Below are 18,132 nucleotides of genomic sequence, written 5' to 3'. Positions count from 1 at the left end.
CGCGACCTTTTTCCCGTCACCCCAGAAATCGCCCATGACCGCCCAACTGATCGACGGCAAGTCCATTGCCGCCCGCCTGCGCCAGGATATTGCCCAGCGAGTCTCTCAACGTCGTAGCGCCGGACTGCGCGCCCCCGGTCTCGCCGTCATTCTGGTCGGCGACGATCCCGCCTCGCGGGTCTATGTGGCGCACAAGCGCAAGGACTGCGAAGAGGTCGGCTTCGACTCCTATGCCCACGACCTGCCGGCCACCGCCCGCCAGGAAGACCTGGAAGCCCTCATCGATCGCCTGAACGACGACACCAGCGTGGATGGCATCCTGCTGCAACTGCCCCTGCCCGCGCACCTGGATGCCACCCCCCTGCTGGAACGCATCCGCACCGACAAGGACGTGGACGGCTTCCACCCCTACAACCTGGGCCGCCTGGCCCAACGCAACCCGCAGCTGCGCCCCTGCACGCCCAAGGGCATCATGACCCTGCTGCACAGCACCGGGGTCGATCTCTATGGCCTGGATGCCGTGGTCGTCGGCGCCTCCAACATCGTCGGTCGCCCCATGGCGCTGGAGTTGCTGCTGGCCGGCTGCACCGCGACGGTCACCCATAGATTCACCCGCTCGCTCGAGCACCATGTGCGCCAGGCGGATCTGGTGGTGGTCGCCGTCGGCAAGCCGGGCCTGGTCAAGGGCGAATGGATCAAGCCCGGCGCCATCGTCATCGATGTCGGCATCAATCGGCAGGCCGATGGCCGCCTGGTAGGGGACGTGGAATACGAAAGCGCTCGCGAGCGGGCCAGCTGGATCACCCCGGTACCGGGCGGGGTCGGTCCCATGACCCGTGCCTGCCTGCTGGAGAACACCCTCTACGCCGCCGAGCAGCTCCACGGCTGACGCCCAAAAAAACGGGCCCGCAGGGCCCGTTTTTCATTTCTCTGCCGGTCAGGGCAGCCAGGACTTCACGCGATCCGGATGCGCGGCGATCCAGGCCTTGGCGGCCTCTTCCGGCTTCTTGCCTTCTTCCACCGCCAGCATCACCTCGTTCACTTCGCCCGGCTGCCAGGCGAATTTCTTCAGGAAATCCCACACCGGCTTGGCCTTGGCTTCCAGGGCGGGGTTGGCGACGGTATCCACGTGCTCGGAACCGCCGAACACGCCCTTGGGATCTTCGAGGAACTTCAGCTTCCACTTGGCGAACATCCAGTGCGGCACCCAGCCGGTCACCACGACCGGCTTCTGGTCCCTCTCGGCACGGGTCAGCTCGGCGATCATGCCACTGCCCGAGCTGGCCACCAGCTTGTAGTCCAGACCATAGTCCTTGATTGCCTGGTCGGCCTTGAGCATCACGCCGGCGCCGGCGTCGATACCGACGATGCGGCCACCGAACTCGTCCTTCATCGCTTGCAGATCGGCGATGGAGTTGGCCTTGACGTACTCGGGGACGATCAGGCCGATCTTGGCATCGGGGGTGTTGACGTTCAGATCGACCACCTGGTCTTTCATCTTGTCGTAGTAGGCGCCGTGGGTGACCGGCAACCAGGCGGAAAGCATGGCATCGAGCTTGCCACGAGCGACACCCTGCCACATGATGCCCGCGGCGACCGGCATGAGCTTGACTTCGTACCCCAGATTCTGGCGGATCACTTCAGCTGCGGTATGGGTCGTGGCCACGCTATCGGCCCAACCATCGACGTAGCCGATGGTGATTTCCGGCTTGGCCGCCTGGGCCAGGCTCATGGCAGTGGTCAGCGCGACACCCAGTCCCATCCCCAACAGTTTCTTCACCATGCTCATGCAGCAGTCCTCTCGCAATGGAATTCCGGGCGGTTGCCCCATACCAATGATTCGGCTTACGCAAGCGGGGCACTACCATCGGCACGACGCGTAACGACCGGTTAACGACAACAGCCGCACTTTCCACGACAGCGGATGTCGCTTGACGCCACGCCCGGACCGCTCTGTAATCGACGCCTCGCGAAAAGCTACGGAGGTCGATGCAACCTATCGGCGGGCCGTTGTCTTACTAACGCTCTCAGCCCTCTGAAAGGACTCTGTCCATGCGTCTTCCCTTGCGCGTCGCCGCCCTGCTGGGCGCGCTGCTTTCCGGCCTCTACGGTACCGCGCAGGCGGCGATCGAAGTGGATGCCGCCACCTACGGCTATCCGCTGGTGAACCCCTTCGAAGCCACCATCGTCACCACGCCGGAGAAGCTCCGCCCCGAGCTGCCGCCGGAAAGCACCATCGACCAGGACGACTACAGCCTCAATCTGCGGCCTGAGCGCGAGCACCAGCTCCCTGGCAACTTCTGGCCGGTGAAGAAATTCCACTACCGGCTCGCCCGCCAGGATCATCCTGCCCCGCTGATCTTCCTCATCGCGGGCACCGGCGCCAACTATTCCTCCAGTACCCAGGAGTACCTCAAGCGGCTCTACTACGCGGCCGGCTACCATGTCGTACAGCTGTCGTCCCCCACCAGCTGGGACTTCATGGTGTCGGTCTCGCGCACCGCCACCCCGGGCTACACCCCGCACGATGCCGAGGACCTCTATCGGGCGATGCAGGCGGTCCGCGCCCAGCATCCCAAGCTGCCCGTCACCGAGTACTTCCTGACCGGCTATAGCCTGGGCGGCCTGGACGCGGCTTTCGTCTCCTATCTCGACGAAAGCCAGCGCAGCTTCAACTTCAAGAAGGTGCTGATGGTCAATCCGCCAGTCAACCTGCTGACCTCGGTGCGCAACCTCGATCGCCTGGTGCAGACCGAGGTGAAGGGCGTCACCAACAACCGCACCTTCTACGAACTCATCCTGGCCAAGCTGACTCGCTACTTCCGTGACAAGGGCTACGTCGACTTCAACGACGCCGTGGTACGCGACTTCCAGCGCTCGCCGGAACGCCTGAGCAACGAAGAGCTGGCGATGCTGATCGGCTCGTCCTTCCGCTTCTCGGCGGCGGACATCGCCTTCACCTCCGACCTGATCAACCGGCGCGGCCTGATCACGCCGCCCACCTACCCCATCAACGAAGGCACCAGCCTGACGCGCTTCTTCGCCCGCTCGCTGCAATGCGACTTCGATTGCTACATGACCGAGCAGGTCATGCCCTTCTGGCAGAAGAACTTCAAGGGACAGAACCTGGACGACCTGGCGCGCAAGTCCAGCCTTACCGCCCTGGAGGACTACCTGAAGGACAGCGACAAGATCGGCGTCATGCACAATGCCGACGACATCATCCTCGGCCCCGGCGACCTCGGCTTCCTGCGCAAGACCTTCGGCGACCGCCTGACCGTCTATCCCCACGGCGGTCATTGCGGCAATCTCAACTACCGCGTCAATGCCAACGCCATGCTGGAGTTCTTCGCCCGTGGTTAAGTCCCTGCTCGCCCTACTCCTGCTGGCCAGTGCCTCGACCTTCGCCGCCGAAGCGAGCCCGCCACCCTCCTCGACCCTGACCATCGGCTCCGACACCATGCCCGCCGCGCCGGTGGGGGCCGATGGTTTTACCAACCCGCTGTCCACCCTCAAGTACAACCCGGGCCTGGACCAGCGCGAATTCGAACGGGCGTCTCTGGTCGCCTTGGATGTCTATGATCCGTTCGAATCCTGGAACCGCTACGTCTATCACTTCAACTACCGCCTGGACGAGTGGGTGCTGCTGCCCGTGGTCGATGGCTACCGCTGGATCACGCCGCGTTTCGTCCGCTCGGGCGTGAGCAACTTCTTCAGCAACCTGGGCGACGTCAACAACCTGCTCAACAGCCTGCTGCAGTTCAAGGGCCGCCGCGCCCTCGATACCACCGGCCGCCTGTTGCTGAACACCACCGTGGGCGTGTTCGGCCTATGGGATCCGGCGACCAAGATGGGGCTGATAAAGCAGCCGGAAGACTTCGGCCAGACCCTGGGCTTCTATGGCGTCGGCAACGGCCCCTACCTGATGCTGCCGATCCTGGGTCCGTCGAACCTGCGCGACACGGGCGGTTTGGCGGTGGATTTCGCGGCCGAAGGCCAGGTGAACTTCCTCAACGTCAGCGACGAGAGCAGCCGCCATCCGGAGATCATCCTGCTGCGTGGCATCAACCTCAGATACGTGACCGACATGAGATACGGCCAGCTCAACTCGCCCTTCGAGTACGAGAAGATCCGCTATTTCTACACCAAGGCGCGTGAGTTGCAGATCGCCGAGTGACGCTCAGACCTCGGCCAGGAACGCCCGGAGCTCGGGCAACCGGGCCTGGGCATCCGCCCGCCCCAGCGCCATGAGCTCCTGGCAATAGGCAGACTCGAACAGCAGGTAGCTGAGCAGGGCACTGCCCGACGGCCGATTCACCCCGACGCCGCGCAACAGCTGGCGCAAGGCCGGCGGCATGCGCTTGCGATGCCGGGCGGCCACATCGCCGAGCGGCTCGCTCGGTGAGATCACCAGCATCTCGACCGGTCGACACAGACGCCCGGTCACCGGGTCCCCCGCCGGCAGGGCGTTGCTCAGCAGATTGAGGCGACGCAGCGTCTCGGTGTCACTGTCCAGGGCATCGACGAAGGTGCTGTTGAGCAGATGACCGCCGATCTGCGCCACGCTCGGCGGCCTGCCCTGCACGCCGCGCTCGTTGCCCCCCGGCGCGCCCAAGCCGATCACCAGGATGCGATCCGCCCCCAGGTGCAGGGCCGGACTGATGGGTGCGGTCTGCCGTACCGAACCGTCGCCCAGGTACTCGCGCCCGATCTTCACGGGCGGGAAGAACAGCGGAATGGCGGTGCTGGCCATCAGATGATCCACCGCCAACCGGGCCGGCACGCCGACTCGCCGATGCCGGAACCAGGGATCGAGCGTGCCCAGGCTCTGGTAGAAGGTCATCGCCTGGCCCGAGGCGTAGCCGAAGGCGGTCACGGCCACCGCCCGCAGCGCCCGATGGCGCAAGGCCGCCGTGATGCCGGAAAAATCCAGCTCCCGCGTCAGCAGCGTCCGTAGCGGCGCGTTGTCGAGCAGCGCCAGGGGTTCCTGGCGCCAGGCTCCGAACAGCGTCTGCAGACCGAAGCGCGTCGCCTGGCGGGTCGCCCCGAGCCAGTCGCTGCGATAGATCATCCCCGTCTCCAGACCCGACCACACCGCCGCCAGGCGCTGCACCGCACGTCCGAAATCCAGCGCGCCACAGCCGAGCACCGCTGCATTGAGCGCGCCCGCCGAAGTCCCGACCAGGATCGGAAAAGGATTGTCGGCGGGAACGCGCAGGTTCGCGGCCACGGCCTGCAGCACCCCGACCTGATAGGCCCCTCGGGCGCCACCGCCCGCCAGGATGAGTCCCGTGCGCCGCTCGGACGACCCGCTCATCTAGCGCCGCTTCCTGGCATACAGCTTGGGCTCGCCCGGCGGACGCGTCTTGAAGCGCCGATGCGCCCAGAGGTATTGCTCCGGCAGCGCCCTGACGCAGCGCTCGACCCACCGGTTGATGCGCAGGCAGTCGGCCTCCTCGCTCTCGCCCGGGAAATCCGCCAGCGGCGGATGGATGACCAGGCGATAACCGGAACCATCCGCCAGGCGTTCCTGGGTGAAGGGCAGTACCCGGGCACGACCCAGGCGGGCGAACTTGGTGGTCGCGGTCACGGTGGCCGCGGAGATGCCGAACAGCGGGACGAACAGGCTTTGCTTGGCGCCGTAGTCCTGATCCGGCGCATACCAGATGGCCCGCCCGGCGCGCAGCACCTTGAGCATGGCGCGCACATCCTCGCGCTCGATGGCGGTGGCATCCAGGTTGTGGCGCTCGCGTCCGCGCCGCTGGATGAAGTCGAACACCGGGTTCTTGTGCTGGCGATACATGCCGTCGATGGTGTGGCGCTGCCCCAGCAACGCGGCACCGATCTCCAGGGTGGTGAAGTGCAGCGCCATGAGGATCACGCCCTGGCCCTCGCGCTGGGCGTCCTGCAGGTGTTCCAGTCCCTCGATGTGGGCCAGCCGGGCGAGCCGCCGGCGCGGCCACCACCAGCTCATGGCCATCTCCAGCAACGCCATGGCGCTGCTGGCGAAATTGCGCCGCAGCAGGCGATCACGCGCCTGGTCGTCCAGTTGCGGAAAGCAGAGTTCCAGATTGCGCCGGGCGATCGCCCGGCGCTGGCCGGCGAGCCGGTAGAACACCCAGCCCAGGCCGTCGGCCAGCCGCAGCAAGACGGCATAGGGCAACTGTACCAGCAGCCAGAGCAGGCCAAGGCCCAGCCAGAGCGGCCAGTAGCGGGGATTGAGGAAGGCTGGGCGGAAAGACGGCCGCTGCATCGGAACTCCTGCATGAAAAAGTCGCGCCATTCTACAGGCCTCGTGCAGTTTTCCCGTAGCCTTCACAGTCAGAACCCCCTTCGCCCGGCGAGGGTTGCGACACGCGGGGCATCCCGCTATAAGTCCCGCCATCCAAGCACAAGTACCCACCATGACCGCAGCCGACCCTTCCGATAGCGACTCCGTCTTCCAGCTCAAGGGCAACATGCTCGCCGTGACCGTCCTGGAGCTTCTCCGCAACGACCTTGGGCGCCTGGACCGGCAGTTGACCCAGAAGGTCGCCCAGGCGCCGAACTTCTTCCAGGAAACGCCACTGGTGCTGGCCCTGGACAAGCTGGGCGAGAACGAAGGTCAACTCGACCTCGGCGCCCTCCTCGACCTCTGTCGCCGCCACGGCCTGCGTACCCTCGCCCTGCGCGCCAGTCGCAGTGAGGACCTGACCGCGGCCAACGAATACGACCTGCCGATCCTGCCGCCCAGCGCCGGCGGTCGCGAACGCCAGATCGAACCGCGCGACCGCGAACCGGCCAAGCCCGTGGAACCGCCCAAGCCGCCGGCCCCGACCATCAATCCGACCAAGATCATCACCGCGCCGGTACGCGGCGGGGTGCAGCTGTACGCTCCGGCAGGCGACCTGGTGGTGCTGGCACCGGTCAGTCCAGGCGCCGAATTGCTCGCCGATGGCAACATCCACGTCTACGGCCCCATGCGCGGACGTGCCCTGGCCGGTGTCAAAGGTGATACTAAAGCGCGGATCTTCTGCCAGCAGCTGACCGCGGAGCTACTGTCCATCGCCGGCCAGTACAAGGTCGCCGAAGACCTGCGACGCCATCCACAATGGGGCAATCCGGTCCAGGTCAGTCTGGTGGGAGATGTGTTGAACATCACCCGTCTTTAACGGATACTTCCGCGAATTTTTCCCACTTGGCGGATGCGCCGCCAACGCTCGGACGAAGCGCGACAACGCCTGCAATCTCGTCATCGAGGGCGTCGAGTCGCTTCAGTTATTACTTTCGATCAAGGTGAATCAGTTTGGCCAAAGTACTCGTAGTCACCTCCGGCAAGGGCGGCGTCGGCAAGACCACCAGCAGCGCTGCCATCGGTACCGGTCTCGCCCTGCGCGGACACAAGACCGTCATCGTCGACTTCGACGTCGGTCTGCGTAACCTCGACCTGATCATGGGTTGCGAGCGCCGGGTGGTGTACGACTTCGTCAACGTGATCAACAACGAAGCCACCCTGACCCAGGCCCTGATCAAGGACAAGCGCCTCGAAAACCTGTTCGTGCTGGCCGCCAGCCAGACCCGTGACAAGGACGCCCTGACCCAGGACGGCGTCGAGCGCGTGATCAACGAACTCAAGCAGACCTTCGACTTCATCGTCTGCGACTCCCCGGCCGGTATCGAGAAGGGGGCCCACCTGGCGATGTATTTCGCCGACGAGGCCATCGTCGTCACCAACCCCGAGGTGTCCTCGGTGCGTGACTCCGACCGCATGCTCGGCCTGCTGGCCAGCAAGTCGCGCCGCGCCGAAAAGGGCGAGGAAGCCATCAAGGAACACCTGCTGCTGACCCGCTACAACCCCGAGCGCGTCACCAAGGGCGAGATGCTCGGCGTCGAGGACGTCGAAGAGATCCTGTCCATTCGCCTGCTGGGCGTGATCCCCGAGTCCCAGGCCGTACTCAAGGCGTCGAACCAGGGTATCCCGGTCATTCTCGACGAACAGAGCGACGCGGGTCAGGCGTATATTGATACCGTAGAGCGACTGCTCGGCAAGGAAGTGGCCTACCGCTTCCTCGACGTGAAGAAGAAAGGCTTCCTGCAACGTCTGTTCGGAGGTGGTAGCGAATGAACATCTTCGACTTCTTTCGCGATCGGAAGAAGCAGAACAGCGCTTCGATAGCCAAGGAACGGCTACAGATCATCGTCGCCCACGAACGCGGTCGCCACGCCCAGCCGGACTACCTGCCGCAGTTGCAGAAGGACCTGCTGGAGGTCATCCGCAAGTACGTACCGATCGAGCAGGACCAGATCCAGGTGGAACTGGAGAACCAGGGCAGTTGCTCGATCCTGGAACTCAACATCACCCTGCCCGACCGCTGAGAACCTGTTCACGACCTGCTGCGCGTCGGCCAAACGGCGTTGAAAAGGCCTCGTTTAGCTCCAGTTCGCGAGATCGTGAACAGGTTCTGAGGCGAGTAGCGCATGACAGCGGCGGCCCTCGGGCCGCCGTTGGCGTTTAGGAATCCCATGCCCCTCTCCCACATCCGCATCATTCATCAGGACGACGCCCTGCTGGTGGTCGACAAGCCCACCTTGCTACTGTCCGTACCCGGCCGCGCCGAGGACAACCGTGACTGCCTGGTGACCCGCCTGCAGGAAAACGGTTACCCCGAGGCGCGCATCGTCCATCGCCTGGACTGGGAAACCTCCGGCGTCATCGTGCTGGCACGGGATGCCGACAGCCATCGCGAGCTGTCACGGCAATTCCATGATCGCGAAACCGAGAAGGCCTACACAGCGCTCTGCTGGGGCGAGCCGGAAGCCAACAGCGGCCGGATCGAGCTGCCGTTGCGCTACGACCCGCCGACCAAGCCGCGCCACGTGGTCGATCACGAACTGGGTCGCCATGCCCTGACCTTCTGGCAGGTGCTGGAGCGCCACGGCCACTACAGCCGGGTGGAGCTCACTCCCATCACCGGTCGCTCCCATCAGTTGCGGGTGCACATGCTCAGCATCGGCCATCCGCTGCTGGGCGATCAGCTCTATGCCCAGGGCGAGGCCCTGGCCGCCTATTCGCGCCTGTGTCTGCACGCGAGCCTACTGGTACTCACCCACCCCTCCAGCGGCGAGCGGATGAGATTCACCAGCCCAGCGCCATTTTGATCCATCCCTAGGCGCCAACGTACCGGCGCCGCTATCCCAGGAGCAGGCCTATGTCGGATTGGACAGCCTACTACGCCGCCACGGCGGGCGGCGGTCCGCGCGATACCCTGCTGCGTGCCCTGGCACTCTGGTCGGAGCCACCGGGAATCGCCATGGACCTCGGCTGCGGCACCGGGCGCGATACCCTGGAGTTGCTGGAGCGTGGCTGGCAGGTGCTGGCCACCGACGCCGAAGCCGAGGCGCTGGTCGAACTGCGCCAGCGCGTGCCTGCCGCTCCGGGCAGCCGGTTGTACACACGCCACGCCCGCTTCGAGACACTGGTGCTGGACCGCTACGAGCTGGTCAACGCCAGTTTCTCCCTGCCCTTCTGTGCCCCCGCCCATTTCCCCGGCCTCTGGGCGCGGATCACCGCTGCGACGCGCCCGGGCGGCCTGTTCTGCGGCCAACTCCTCGGCACACGGGACAGCTGGGCCAGCCGCGGCGTGACGGTGGTGGATCCTGCCGAACTGACGGAACTGCTTCGCGACTGGGAAGTACTGCACCACCGCGAAGAAGAAGAGGACGGTCACACCGCCGTCGGCAAGCCCAAGCATTGGCATATCCACCATCTGGTATTGCGCCGACGATGAATGCCCTGGTCACGTCGAGCCAGGGCGCTACCCTCGACTCCCCTCGGTGCAGAACCTAGACTGGACGCCTTGTCGTCCGGAGTCATCCATGCGTACCGATCAGATCCAAGGCCTCATCGATTTCCTCTCCAGTTCGCCTACCCCTTTCCATGCTACCGCCAGCCTCGCTCGCCGCCTCGCAGCAGCGGGTTACCAGCGTCTGGACGAACGCGAGACCTGGGTGGTGCAGCCGGGGGGCCGCTATTACGTCACCCGCAACGACTCCTCGCTGATCGCCGTGCGTCTTGGTGGCAAACCCCTGGAGCGTGGCCTGCGCCTCGTGGGCGCCCATACCGACAGCCCCTGCCTCAAGGTCAAGCCGCAACCCGAGCTCTATCGCCAGGGATTCTGGCAGTTGGGCGTAGAGGTGTACGGCGGCATGCTGATGGCGCCCTGGTTCGATCGTGATCTGTCGCTGGCTGGCCGAGTGACCTTCCGCGCCGAGGGCCGGGTACAGAGCCGGCTCATCGACTTCCGCAAGCCGCTGGCGATCATTCCCAACCTCGCCATCCACCTCAACCGCGAGGCGAACCAGGGCTGGGCAATCAACGCCCAGAACGAGCTGCCGCCTATCCTGGCGCAATTGCCCGCGGGCGAGCGCCGTGACTTCCGCACGCTGCTGGCAGCGCGCCTGCAGCAGGAACACGGCATCGGCACCGCCGAGGTACTGGACTTCGAGCTGAGCTTCTACGACGTCCAACCCGCCGCCCTGGTTGGTCTGGACGACGACTTCATCGCCGCCGCCCGCCTGGACAACCTGCTGTCCTGCCATGCCGGTCTGGAAGCCCTGCTGGCGAGCGAGGGCGACGAGAACGCCGTGCTGGTCTGCACCGATCATGAGGAAGTGGGTTCCACCTCCTGCTGCGGCGCGGACGGCCCCTTCCTCGAGCAGGTGCTGCAACGGCTGTTGCCCGCCGGCGATGCCTACACCCGCACCCTGCAACGCTCCCTGCTGATCTCGGCCGACAACGCCCATGGCGTGCATCCGAACTATGCCGAGAAGCACGACGGCAATCACGGACCGCGACTGAACGCCGGGCCGGTGATCAAGGTGAACGCCAACCAGCGCTACGCCACCAACAGCGAAACCGCCGCCTTCTTCCGCGATCTCTGCCAGCGCGAAGAGGTCCCGGTGCAGAGCTTCGTGGTGCGCAGCGACATGGCCTGCGGTTCCACCATCGGCCCCATCACCGCCGGGCAGCTGGGCGTGCGCACCGTGGACATCGGCCTGCCCACCTTCGCCATGCACTCCATCCGCGAATTGGCCGGTAGCCGTGACCTGGGCTACCTGATCAAGGTACTGACCGCCTTCTATTCGAGCAGCGAACTGCCATGCTAGAGACCATCCGCTATAGCCTGAATGAAGCGAGGGAAGCGCTAGATGCACTGCTCAAGGAAACGTCGACGCTGGAGAAAATTTTGGCGGCCGGAAAACTACTTGGAGAGACGTTCGAGGATGGCGGCAAGGCGTTTTCCTGTGGCAACGGCGGATCAATGTGCGATGCCATGCACTTTGCGGAAGAGCTTACCGGCCGTTTTCGCAAGGACCGCTCAGCCATCGCGGCCATGGCGATTTCCGATGCCAGTCATATCACCTGTGTGGCCAATGATTATGGATACGAGGAGATTTTTTCTCGCTATCTGGAAGCTCATGGCCGCGCGGGTGACGTGCTGATCGCCATTAGCACCAGCGGCGGTAGTCCTAACGTCCTCCGAGCTGCCGATCGCGCGCGACATGGGGCTTGCGGTGGTCGCTCTCACCGGACGTCGCGACTCTCCTCTTGAGGCTCTGTCAGACATCACCATCTGCACGCCCGGTGGCGAGTTCGCCGATCGCGTCCAGGAGCTACATATCAAAGTCCTTCATATCCTCATTGAGCTGGTAGAGCAGCACCTACACCTCAAGGCACCTCGACCCTGACCTGGATGGCATCGTGCCGCCAGAACTCCAGGTCGCAGTCGATCAGTCGCCCTTGCTGATCGTGGTTGATGCGGGTGATGTGCAGCGCCGGACTGCCCTGCGCCACCCGCAATGCCTGAGCCGCCTCCGGCAGCAGCGCCGTGGGCAGGATCTCGAAGCGCACTTCGCCGTAGCGGATGTCGTAGCGGTCCCGATAGAGTTCGGTAAGGGAGCGTTGCAGGTCGTGTTCCAGCAGACCGGGAAAATAGGCCGCATTGAGGTAGTGCTCGACATAGAGCACCAACCGGCCATCCACGCGCCGCACCCGCCGGATCTGGTAGACGCTGGACAGCGCCGGCAACTCCAGCAGGCGGCAGATCTCCGCGGACGCCAGCATCTGCCGCGCCGCCAGTACCTCGGTCGCCGGTACCCGTCCCTGGGCCTCCACCATGGCATGGAAATGGGTCCGTGCCAGGGGGTTGTAGGCCAGCCGCGGCGGAGCGACGAACCAGCCACGCCGTTCTTCGCGATAGATCAGGCCCAGTGCCTCCAGCTGCAGCAGGGCCTCGCGCAGGGTGATGCGCGTGGTGGCGAAGAGTTCGCTCAGCTGGCGCTCGGACGGCAACTTGCCCATGGCCGGCAGCAGCCCATGGGCGATCTGCTCCCGCAAGGCCTGGCGAATCGCACCCGCCCCTGACGCACTCATTTGGACTAGACCAGTTTCGGATTGGTGCACCCGCTACTCCTCGACCAGGGTTTCGCTTGAGACTAAGACGGCCAGATGACCGTCAGGTGACGGTAGCAGACCCCGTGCCAGCGGCGGAAAGGGTCGTATTGCCATCAAACCGTCATACCTGACTCCTAGATTGGCCTGTGTCTTGCTGACCTAGACCAAGCCCTCGAACCTGGAGCACCCGTATGACCCGTCTGCTTGCTTCCTTGTTGGCCACCGCCGTTGCGGTACAGGCCGGTACCGCCTTCGCCGATACCGTCGATCTCAAAGCCCTCGAAGACGCCGCCCGCAAGGAAGGCGAGGTGAACAGCGTCGGCATGCCCGACACCTGGGCGAACTGGAAAGGCACCTGGGACGACCTGGCCAAGAAGTATGGCCTCAAGCACCAGGACACCGACATGAGCTCCGCCCAGGAGATCGCCAAGTTCGCCGCCGAGGGCGAGAATGCCTCGGCCGACATCGGTGACGTCGGTGCTTCCTTCGGTCCCATCGCCGTCCAGAAAGGCGTTACCCAACCCTACAAACCCAGCACGTGGGAGCAGATCCCCGCCTGGGCCAAGGACAGTGACGGTCACTGGGCACTGGCCTACACCGGCACCATCGCCTTCATCGTCAACAAGCAGACCGTCAAGGACGTGCCCCACTCCTGGGCCGACCTGCTCAAGGGTGACTACAAGGTCACCATCGGCGACGTCAGCGCGGCCTCCCAGGCGGTCAGCGGCGTCCTGGCGGCCGCCTATGCCAACGGTGGCGACGAGAAGAACATCAAGCCGGCACTGGACTTCTTCGCCAAGCTGGCCAAGCAGGGTCGCCTGTCCTTCACCAACCCGGTAGTGGCCAACATCGAGAAGGGAGAGGTGGAAGTCGGCGTGGTCTGGGACTTCAACGCCCTGAACTATCGCGATCAGATCGACCGTTCGCGCTTCGAGGTGCTGATCCCGTCCGACGGCTCGGTGACCTCCGGCTACACCACCATCATCAACAAGTACGCCAAGCACCCCAACGCCGCCAAGCTGACGCGCGAGTACATCTTCTCCGACGCCGGCCAGATCAACCTGGCCCAGGGCTACGCCCGGCCGATCCGCGCCGAGCACCTGACCCTGCCGGCCGAGGTCCAGGCCAAGCTGCTGCCCCAGGCTCAGTACGCCAAGGCGCGGCCCATCGCCGACGCCAAGGCCTGGGAAGAGACCTCCAAGCGCCTGCCGCGCCTCTGGCAGGAGCACGTTCTGATCAACATGCAGCAGTGACGTCATGAAGGTCATCCTGGTCGTGCTGGACGGACTCGCCCTGAGAGTCGCCGAACACGGGCTCGGCTTCCTCCAGGCGCTCTGCCTGGCCGGCCGGGGTCGCCTCTATCGGCTGGAGTGCGAGTTGCCCTCGCTCTCCCGCCCGCTCTACGAATGCCTGCTCACCGGCGTAACGCCGGTGCGCAGTGGCATCGTCCACAACGGGGTGGATCGGCTGTCCAACCAGGCCAGCCTCTTCCACCTGGCCCAGGCCGCCGGCCTCGTCACGGCGGCGGCGGCCTATCACTGGGTCAGCGAACTCTACAACCGCACCCCCTTCGATCGGGCACGGGACAGGCACGTCAGCGACACCCGCCTGCCCATCCAGCACGGTCATTTCTACTACGCCGACCACTATCCGGATTCCCATCTGTTCGACGATGCCGAGCACCTGCGCCTGGCCCATGATCCGGACATCCTGCTGGTGCATCCGATGAACATCGACGACGCCGGTCACAGGCACGGTCTCTCCAGTCCCGAATACCGCAACGCCGCGCGCCGCGCCGACGGCCTGCTCTCCCACTACCTGCCGACCTGGCTGGACGCCGGTTACCAGGTGCTGGTGACCGCCGACCACGGCATGAACGACGACCGCAGTCACGGCGGAACGCTGGCGGAAGAGCGTGAAGTCCCGCTGTTCGTCTTCGGCGCCGGCTTCTCCCTGGACGACGCCAAACCCGCTCAGGTGGAGATCTGCGGCACCGTCTGCACGCTGCTGGGCCTCGCCCACGACAAGCCACTGTGCCGGGAGCTACTGGCATGAGGCGCCCCTGGCTCGCCCTGCTGCTGACCCTGCCCTTCCTGCTGGTGTTCGGCGCCTTCCAGCTGGCGCCGCTGGCCTGGATCGCCTTCAACAGTTTCAACTCCAGCGAAAGCGGCTGGGGCCTGGGCAACTACGCCGAGATCCTCAGCTCGCCCTTCTACCTGCAGGCCATCCGCTTCTCCCTGGAGATCTCGCTCTGGTCCAGCGTCTGCGGCCTGCCGATCGCCCTGGTCGGTGCCTATTCGTTGACCCGGGTGGACTCGCGGCTGCGCGGCTTCGTCGTGGCCTTCACCAACATGACCAGCAACTTCGCCGGTGTGCCGCTGGCCTTCGCCTTCATCATCCTGCTTGGCATCAACGGCTGCCTGACCCTGGCCCTCAAGCAACTCGGCGTGATCGAAGGCTTCAATCTCTACACCAAGGGCGGCCTGATCCTCATCTACACCTACTTCCAGATTCCCCTGGGCGTGCTGTTGCTGTTTCCCGCCTTCGAGGCCTTGAAGCAGGACTGGCGCGACGCCGCCGCCTTGCTCGGCGCCGGCACCTGGCAGTACTGGCGGCACATCGGCCTGCCGGTGCTCAGCCCGGCGCTGGTCGGCACCTTCATCATCCTGCTGGCCAACGCCCTGGGCGCCTATGCCACGGTCTATGCCCTCACCACCGGCAACTTCAACGTGGTGCCGGTGCGCATCGCCGCCCTGGTCTCCGGCGACATCTACCTGGAACCCAACCTGGCCGCGGCGCTGGCCATGCTGCTGGTAGCCTTCATGACCCTGATCACCCTCGTCCATCAATGGCTGCTGCGGCGGAGTCGTCATGTCCAGAACTGAGCGCCTCTATCATCGGACAGTGGTCTGGCTGCTGTTCCTGATCCTGGTCGCGCCCTTGGCCGCGACGCTCATCTATTCCCTGGCCACCCAGTGGTCGGCGACGCTGCTGCCAGCAGGCGTCACCTTCAAGTGGTATCTGCAGCTCTGGAGCGATCCCCGCTTCCTCGCCGCCTTCGGCCGCTCCCTGGCGATCTGCTTCGGCGCCCTGGCGCTGTCCTGCGTGCTGATCCTGCCGACCATGTTCGTTATCGCCTACCACTTCCCGCGGCTGGATGCGCTGATGAACGTGCTGATCCTGCTGCCCTTCGCCGTGCCGCCGGTGGTCTCGGCGGTAGGGCTGCTGCAGCTCTATGCGAGCGGTCCGCTGCCGCTGACCGGTACGCCCTGGATCCTGGTGTTCTGCTACTTCACCATCGCTCTGCCCTTCATGTACCGCGCCATCAGCAACAACCTGCAGGCACTCAACCTGCGTGACCTGATGGACGCCGCCCACCTGCTAGGCGCCAGCTCCTGGCGCGCCGCCCTGCTGGTGGTACTGCCCAACCTGCGCACCGGTCTGATGGTGGCGCTGTTCCTGTCGTTCTCCTTCCTCATCGGCGAGTTCGTCTTCGCCAATCTCCTGGTGGGGACGCGCTACGAGACGCTGCAGATCTACCTCTACAACCTGCGCAACGGCAGCGGCCACCTGACCAGCGCCCTGGTGATTTCCTACTTCCTCGCGGTCCTGCTGATGACCTGGATCGCCAATCGCCTGAATCGGGAGCGGACATGAGCTATCTCGCGGTCAAGGGACTGCACAAGCGCTACGGCGCCAACACCCTGTTCACCGACATCGAATTCCACGCCGAACAGGGCGAACTGGTCACCCTGCTCGGGCCCTCCGGCTGCGGCAAGTCCACCCTGCTGCGCTGCCTGGCCGGCCTCACCGAGGTCGACCACGGCACCATCGTGTTGGCCGGTCAGGACATCACCCAGCTGCCGCCCCAGCGCCGCGGCATGGCCATGGTGTTCCAGAGCTATGCCCTGTTTCCCAACATGACCGTGGCGCGGAACGTCGCCTTCGGCCTGCGCATGCAGCGGTTGGCACAGGACGAAGTCCGCCAGCGGGTGAGCGAGGCCCTGACGCTGGTGGAGCTGCAAGGCTTCGCCGAGCGCTATCCGCACCAGCTCTCCGGTGGCCAGTGCCAGCGCGTGGCGCTGGCGCGCTCGCTGATCGTGCGGCCACGCCTGCTGTTGCTGGACGAACCCCTCTCGGCGCTGGATGCCCGGATCCGCCGTCATCTGCGCGAGCAGATCCGCGCCATCCAGCAGGAGCTGGGCCTGACCACTGTGTTCGTCACCCACGACCAGGAAGAGGCCCTGACCCTGTCCGATCGCATCGTGCTGATGCGCGAGGGCCGCATCGTCCAGAGCGGCGATGCCGAAACCCTCTACACCGCCCCGGTGGACGCCTTCGCCGCCGGCTTCATCGGCAACTACAACCTGCTCAGCGCCGACCAGGCCAGCCGGCTGTTCGGCCAGACCTTCCAGCACCAGGTGGCGATTCGTCCCGAAGCCATTCGCCTGGGCGTCGCGGGTGGCATCACCGGGCGCATCGTCAGCCACAGCCTGCTGGGCAACGTGATCCGCTACCGGATCGCCACCGAAGCCTGCGAACTCAATGTCGACGTTCTCAACCATGGCCCGACGGCCTTGCAGCCGAACGGCACAGCCGTCACCCTGGCCGTCGATTCCGACAGCCTGAGAGAAGTGGCATGACCCTGGCGATTTTCGATCTCGACGAAACCCTCATCGATGGCGACTGCTCCAGCCTCTGGAGCCAGCAGATGGGCGTGCTCGGTTGGGTCGACCGCGAAGCCTTCGTGCGGCGCGACACCGAGCTGATGGCGGCCTACGCCCAAGGCGAACTGGCCATGGAAGACTACATGGCCTTCCATCTCGAACCTCTGGTAGGCCGCACACCCGAGGAAGTGGACTTCGAGGTCGGCCCCTGGGTCGAGGACGTCATCGAGCCACTGATCTTCAGCGATGCCATGAAGTGTATCGCCGCCCATCGCGCTGCCGGCGACCGGGTGGTCATCGTCTCGGCCTCCGGGTTACACCTGGTGGAACCCATCGCCGAACGACTGGGCGTCGAGGAGGTGCTGGCCATCGACCTGCAGGTCAGCCACGGCGTCTACAGTGGCCAGGTGGAAGGCGTGATGACCTTCCGCGAAGGCAAGCTGACCCGTCTGCTGGAGTTGCTTGACGGCGACCGCAGTCTGCTGGCGACTGCCAGCTTCTACTCCGACTCGCGCAACGACCTGCCGCTGCTCGAAGCGGTGGGCAAGCCGCACGTGGTGAACCCTGACCCGGTCCTGCGGGAGCGCGCGGCACAGGCCGGCTGGCCGATCCTCAGCTGGCGGTAGCTCGCATCGTAGCCATGGCGGTCCGCCGATGCGGTCGCTCCTACGGAACAAATCGGTACCTGTAGGAGCAACCGTCTTATCGCTGTGGGGATACCTCACGTAGCGTGGAAAACGGCGCAGCCTTTTCCACTGGAGACTTGGTGGCGAGGAGGCCCTCACCCCAACCCTCTCCCGAGGGGAGAGGGGGCTATCCGAGCAGGCGTTCAGTTTCCATCAGCCACGGCAAAGATCACGTCAAACCGGCGTACCTCTTCCCGTAGGAGCAACTGTCTTCTCAAGCGGGCTCAGATCGCCAAGGAGTACCGTCCCTGAGCATGGCATTGAGCCGAATCAGCAAGACGCGTAGGCAGGCGATCAGGGCTACCTTGGCGGGTTTTCCACGCTGGCGCAGGTCTTGGTAGCGTCG

At 65.0% G+C, this 18,132-nt stretch carries 19 protein-coding genes and 2 pseudogenes; 16 read left to right on the top strand and 5 right to left on the bottom strand.

Features of this window, described 5'->3' with window-relative positions:
• Positions 1-34 precede the first annotated feature (34 nt).
• Positions 35-889, top strand: coding sequence for a bifunctional methylenetetrahydrofolate dehydrogenase/methenyltetrahydrofolate cyclohydrolase FolD (folD, locus tag AR540_RS23400; protein ID WP_059232362.1), 855 nt, complete (start codon positions 35-37; stop codon positions 887-889).
• Positions 890-937: 48 nt separating this feature from the next.
• On the opposite strand, the gene AR540_RS23395 is transcribed toward folD, so the two are convergent.
• Positions 938-1,783 carry a glycine betaine ABC transporter substrate-binding protein gene (locus AR540_RS23395; RefSeq protein ID WP_442963814.1) on the bottom strand — a complete coding sequence of 282 codons (846 nt, stop codon included), beginning with the start codon at positions 1,781-1,783 and terminating at the stop codon, positions 938-940.
• Between the two features lie 269 nt (positions 1,784-2,052).
• On the opposite strand from AR540_RS23395, the gene AR540_RS23390 reads away from it, so the two are divergent.
• Both AR540_RS23390 and AR540_RS23385 read left to right on the top strand, forming a co-directional pair.
• The gene (locus AR540_RS23390) at positions 2,053-3,363 is read left to right on the top strand and encodes a serine/threonine protein kinase (RefSeq protein ID WP_059232360.1); all 1,311 of its coding nucleotides are present in this window, start codon (positions 2,053-2,055) and stop codon (positions 3,361-3,363) included.
• A gap of 97 nt (positions 3,364-3,460) precedes the next feature.
• A complete protein-coding gene (locus AR540_RS23385; RefSeq protein WP_236712122.1) occupies positions 3,461-4,177 on the top strand; it encodes an MlaA family lipoprotein in 717 nt (238 codons plus the stop codon).
• Positions 4,178-4,180: 3 nt separating this feature from the next.
• On the opposite strand, the gene AR540_RS23380 is transcribed toward AR540_RS23385, so the two are convergent.
• Both AR540_RS23380 and AR540_RS23375 read right to left on the bottom strand, forming a co-directional pair.
• The gene (locus AR540_RS23380) at positions 4,181-5,317 is read right to left on the bottom strand and encodes a patatin-like phospholipase family protein (protein WP_059232358.1); all 1,137 of its coding nucleotides are present in this window, start codon (positions 5,315-5,317) and stop codon (positions 4,181-4,183) included.
• Positions 5,318-6,253, bottom strand: coding sequence for a lipid A biosynthesis lauroyl acyltransferase (locus AR540_RS23375; protein ID WP_059232357.1), 936 nt, complete (start codon positions 6,251-6,253; stop codon positions 5,318-5,320).
• Positions 6,254-6,404: 151 nt separating this feature from the next.
• On the opposite strand from AR540_RS23375, the gene minC reads away from it, so the two are divergent.
• The 7 genes and pseudogenes from minC to AR540_RS23340 all read left to right on the top strand — a co-directional run bounded on the left by minC (position 6,405) and on the right by AR540_RS23340 (position 11,727).
• Positions 6,405-7,151 (top strand): septum site-determining protein MinC, encoded by a 747-nt coding sequence (gene minC, locus AR540_RS23370; protein ID WP_059232356.1) that lies wholly within the window; start codon positions 6,405-6,407, stop codon positions 7,149-7,151.
• 134 nt (positions 7,152-7,285) lie between these two features.
• The gene (gene minD, locus AR540_RS23365; RefSeq protein WP_059232355.1) at positions 7,286-8,104 is read left to right on the top strand and encodes a septum site-determining protein MinD; all 819 of its coding nucleotides are present in this window, start codon (positions 7,286-7,288) and stop codon (positions 8,102-8,104) included.
• Positions 8,101-8,355: a cell division topological specificity factor MinE gene (minE, locus tag AR540_RS23360; protein ID WP_059232354.1), complete on the top strand. Its 255-nt coding sequence runs from the start codon at positions 8,101-8,103 to the stop codon at positions 8,353-8,355. The genes minD and minE overlap by 4 nt, the downstream gene beginning before the upstream one ends.
• Positions 8,356-8,502: 147 nt before the next feature.
• Positions 8,503-9,138: an RluA family pseudouridine synthase gene (locus tag AR540_RS23355; protein ID WP_059232353.1), complete on the top strand. Its 636-nt coding sequence runs from the start codon at positions 8,503-8,505 to the stop codon at positions 9,136-9,138.
• Positions 9,139-9,188: 50 nt separating this feature from the next.
• Complete coding sequence (locus AR540_RS23350; protein ID WP_059232352.1) at positions 9,189-9,767, top strand: class I SAM-dependent methyltransferase; 579 nt, start codon at positions 9,189-9,191, stop codon at positions 9,765-9,767.
• A gap of 88 nt (positions 9,768-9,855) precedes the next feature.
• The gene (locus tag AR540_RS23345; protein ID WP_059232351.1) at positions 9,856-11,145 is read left to right on the top strand and encodes a M18 family aminopeptidase; all 1,290 of its coding nucleotides are present in this window, start codon (positions 9,856-9,858) and stop codon (positions 11,143-11,145) included.
• Positions 11,139-11,727 (top strand): annotated as a pseudogene (locus tag AR540_RS23340) (SIS domain-containing protein). Before AR540_RS23345 ends, AR540_RS23340 begins: the two are co-directional and overlap by 7 nt.
• On the opposite strand, the gene AR540_RS23335 reads toward AR540_RS23340, so the two are convergent.
• Positions 11,708-12,412 (bottom strand): UTRA domain-containing protein, encoded by a 705-nt coding sequence (locus AR540_RS23335; protein ID WP_059232350.1) that lies wholly within the window; start codon positions 12,410-12,412, stop codon positions 11,708-11,710. The pseudogene AR540_RS23340 and the gene AR540_RS23335 overlap by 20 nt on opposite strands.
• 212 nt (positions 12,413-12,624) lie before the next feature.
• On the opposite strand from AR540_RS23335, the gene AR540_RS23330 reads away from it, so the two are divergent.
• From AR540_RS23330 to AR540_RS23305, 6 genes are read left to right on the top strand one after another with little or no spacing between them, the layout of a single operon-like run.
• Complete coding sequence (locus AR540_RS23330; RefSeq protein WP_059232349.1) at positions 12,625-13,686, top strand: ABC transporter substrate-binding protein; 1,062 nt, start codon at positions 12,625-12,627, stop codon at positions 13,684-13,686.
• A gap of 4 nt (positions 13,687-13,690) precedes the next feature.
• Positions 13,691-14,488 carry an alkaline phosphatase family protein gene (locus tag AR540_RS23325; RefSeq protein ID WP_059232348.1) on the top strand — a complete coding sequence of 266 codons (798 nt, stop codon included), beginning with the start codon at positions 13,691-13,693 and terminating at the stop codon, positions 14,486-14,488.
• Positions 14,485-15,318, top strand: coding sequence for an ABC transporter permease (locus tag AR540_RS23320; RefSeq protein WP_059232347.1), 834 nt, complete (start codon positions 14,485-14,487; stop codon positions 15,316-15,318). Before AR540_RS23325 ends, AR540_RS23320 begins: the two co-directional genes overlap by 4 nt.
• Positions 15,305-16,090 carry an ABC transporter permease gene (locus tag AR540_RS23315; protein ID WP_059232346.1) on the top strand — a complete coding sequence of 262 codons (786 nt, stop codon included), beginning with the start codon at positions 15,305-15,307 and terminating at the stop codon, positions 16,088-16,090. The genes AR540_RS23320 and AR540_RS23315 overlap by 14 nt, the downstream gene beginning before the upstream one ends.
• Positions 16,087-17,076, top strand: coding sequence for an ABC transporter ATP-binding protein (locus AR540_RS23310; RefSeq protein ID WP_059232345.1), 990 nt, complete (start codon positions 16,087-16,089; stop codon positions 17,074-17,076). Before AR540_RS23315 ends, AR540_RS23310 begins: the two co-directional genes overlap by 4 nt.
• Entirely contained in the window at positions 17,073-17,726 is a 654-nt protein-coding gene (locus AR540_RS23305; protein ID WP_059232344.1) for an HAD family hydrolase, read from the top strand. Before AR540_RS23310 ends, AR540_RS23305 begins: the two co-directional genes overlap by 4 nt.
• A 274-nt stretch (positions 17,727-18,000) precedes the next feature.
• Here AR540_RS23305 and AR540_RS26165 read toward each other — a convergent pair.
• Positions 18,001-18,132: pseudogene (locus AR540_RS26165) on the bottom strand (IS110 family transposase); the annotation flags it as partial.

It is taken from the genome of Pseudomonas sp. EpS/L25, assembly GCF_001512295.1.
Classification (GTDB): domain Bacteria; phylum Pseudomonadota; class Gammaproteobacteria; order Pseudomonadales; family Pseudomonadaceae; genus Chryseomonas.
This window is presented reverse-complemented; position numbering and strand designations above follow the sequence as displayed.

What these genes read in the sequence shown, in the direction of transcription:
- AR540_RS23320 (WP_059232347.1), top strand. Translation starts at nt 14,485, where the DNA reads ATGAGGCGCCCCTGGCTCGCCCTGCTGCTGACCCTGCCCTTCCTGCTG.
- minC (WP_059232356.1), top strand. Translation starts at nt 6,405, where the DNA reads ATGACCGCAGCCGACCCTTCCGATAGCGACTCCGTCTTCCAGCTCAAG.
- AR540_RS23350 (WP_059232352.1), top strand. Translation starts at nt 9,189, where the DNA reads ATGTCGGATTGGACAGCCTACTACGCCGCCACGGCGGGCGGCGGTCCG.
- AR540_RS23325 (WP_059232348.1), top strand. Translation starts at nt 13,691, where the DNA reads ATGAAGGTCATCCTGGTCGTGCTGGACGGACTCGCCCTGAGAGTCGCC.
- AR540_RS23375 (WP_059232357.1), bottom strand. Translation starts at nt 6,253, where the DNA reads ATGCAGCGGCCGTCTTTCCGCCCAGCCTTCCTCAATCCCCGCTACTGG.
- folD (WP_059232362.1), top strand. Translation starts at nt 35, where the DNA reads ATGACCGCCCAACTGATCGACGGCAAGTCCATTGCCGCCCGCCTGCGC.
- AR540_RS23310 (WP_059232345.1), top strand. Translation starts at nt 16,087, where the DNA reads ATGAGCTATCTCGCGGTCAAGGGACTGCACAAGCGCTACGGCGCCAAC.
- AR540_RS23335 (WP_059232350.1), bottom strand. Translation starts at nt 12,412, where the DNA reads ATGAGTGCGTCAGGGGCGGGTGCGATTCGCCAGGCCTTGCGGGAGCAG.
- AR540_RS23345 (WP_059232351.1), top strand. Translation starts at nt 9,856, where the DNA reads ATGCGTACCGATCAGATCCAAGGCCTCATCGATTTCCTCTCCAGTTCG.
- minE (WP_059232354.1), top strand. Translation starts at nt 8,101, where the DNA reads ATGAACATCTTCGACTTCTTTCGCGATCGGAAGAAGCAGAACAGCGCT.
- AR540_RS23390 (WP_059232360.1), top strand. Translation starts at nt 2,053, where the DNA reads ATGCGTCTTCCCTTGCGCGTCGCCGCCCTGCTGGGCGCGCTGCTTTCC.
- AR540_RS23305 (WP_059232344.1), top strand. Translation starts at nt 17,073, where the DNA reads ATGACCCTGGCGATTTTCGATCTCGACGAAACCCTCATCGATGGCGAC.
- AR540_RS23315 (WP_059232346.1), top strand. Translation starts at nt 15,305, where the DNA reads ATGTCCAGAACTGAGCGCCTCTATCATCGGACAGTGGTCTGGCTGCTG.
- AR540_RS23355 (WP_059232353.1), top strand. Translation starts at nt 8,503, where the DNA reads ATGCCCCTCTCCCACATCCGCATCATTCATCAGGACGACGCCCTGCTG.
- AR540_RS23330 (WP_059232349.1), top strand. Translation starts at nt 12,625, where the DNA reads ATGACCCGTCTGCTTGCTTCCTTGTTGGCCACCGCCGTTGCGGTACAG.
- AR540_RS23380 (WP_059232358.1), bottom strand. Translation starts at nt 5,317, where the DNA reads ATGAGCGGGTCGTCCGAGCGGCGCACGGGACTCATCCTGGCGGGCGGT.
- AR540_RS23395 (WP_442963814.1), bottom strand. Translation starts at nt 1,783, where the DNA reads ATGGTGAAGAAACTGTTGGGGATGGGACTGGGTGTCGCGCTGACCACT.
- AR540_RS23385 (WP_236712122.1), top strand. Translation starts at nt 3,461, where the DNA reads ATGCCCGCCGCGCCGGTGGGGGCCGATGGTTTTACCAACCCGCTGTCC.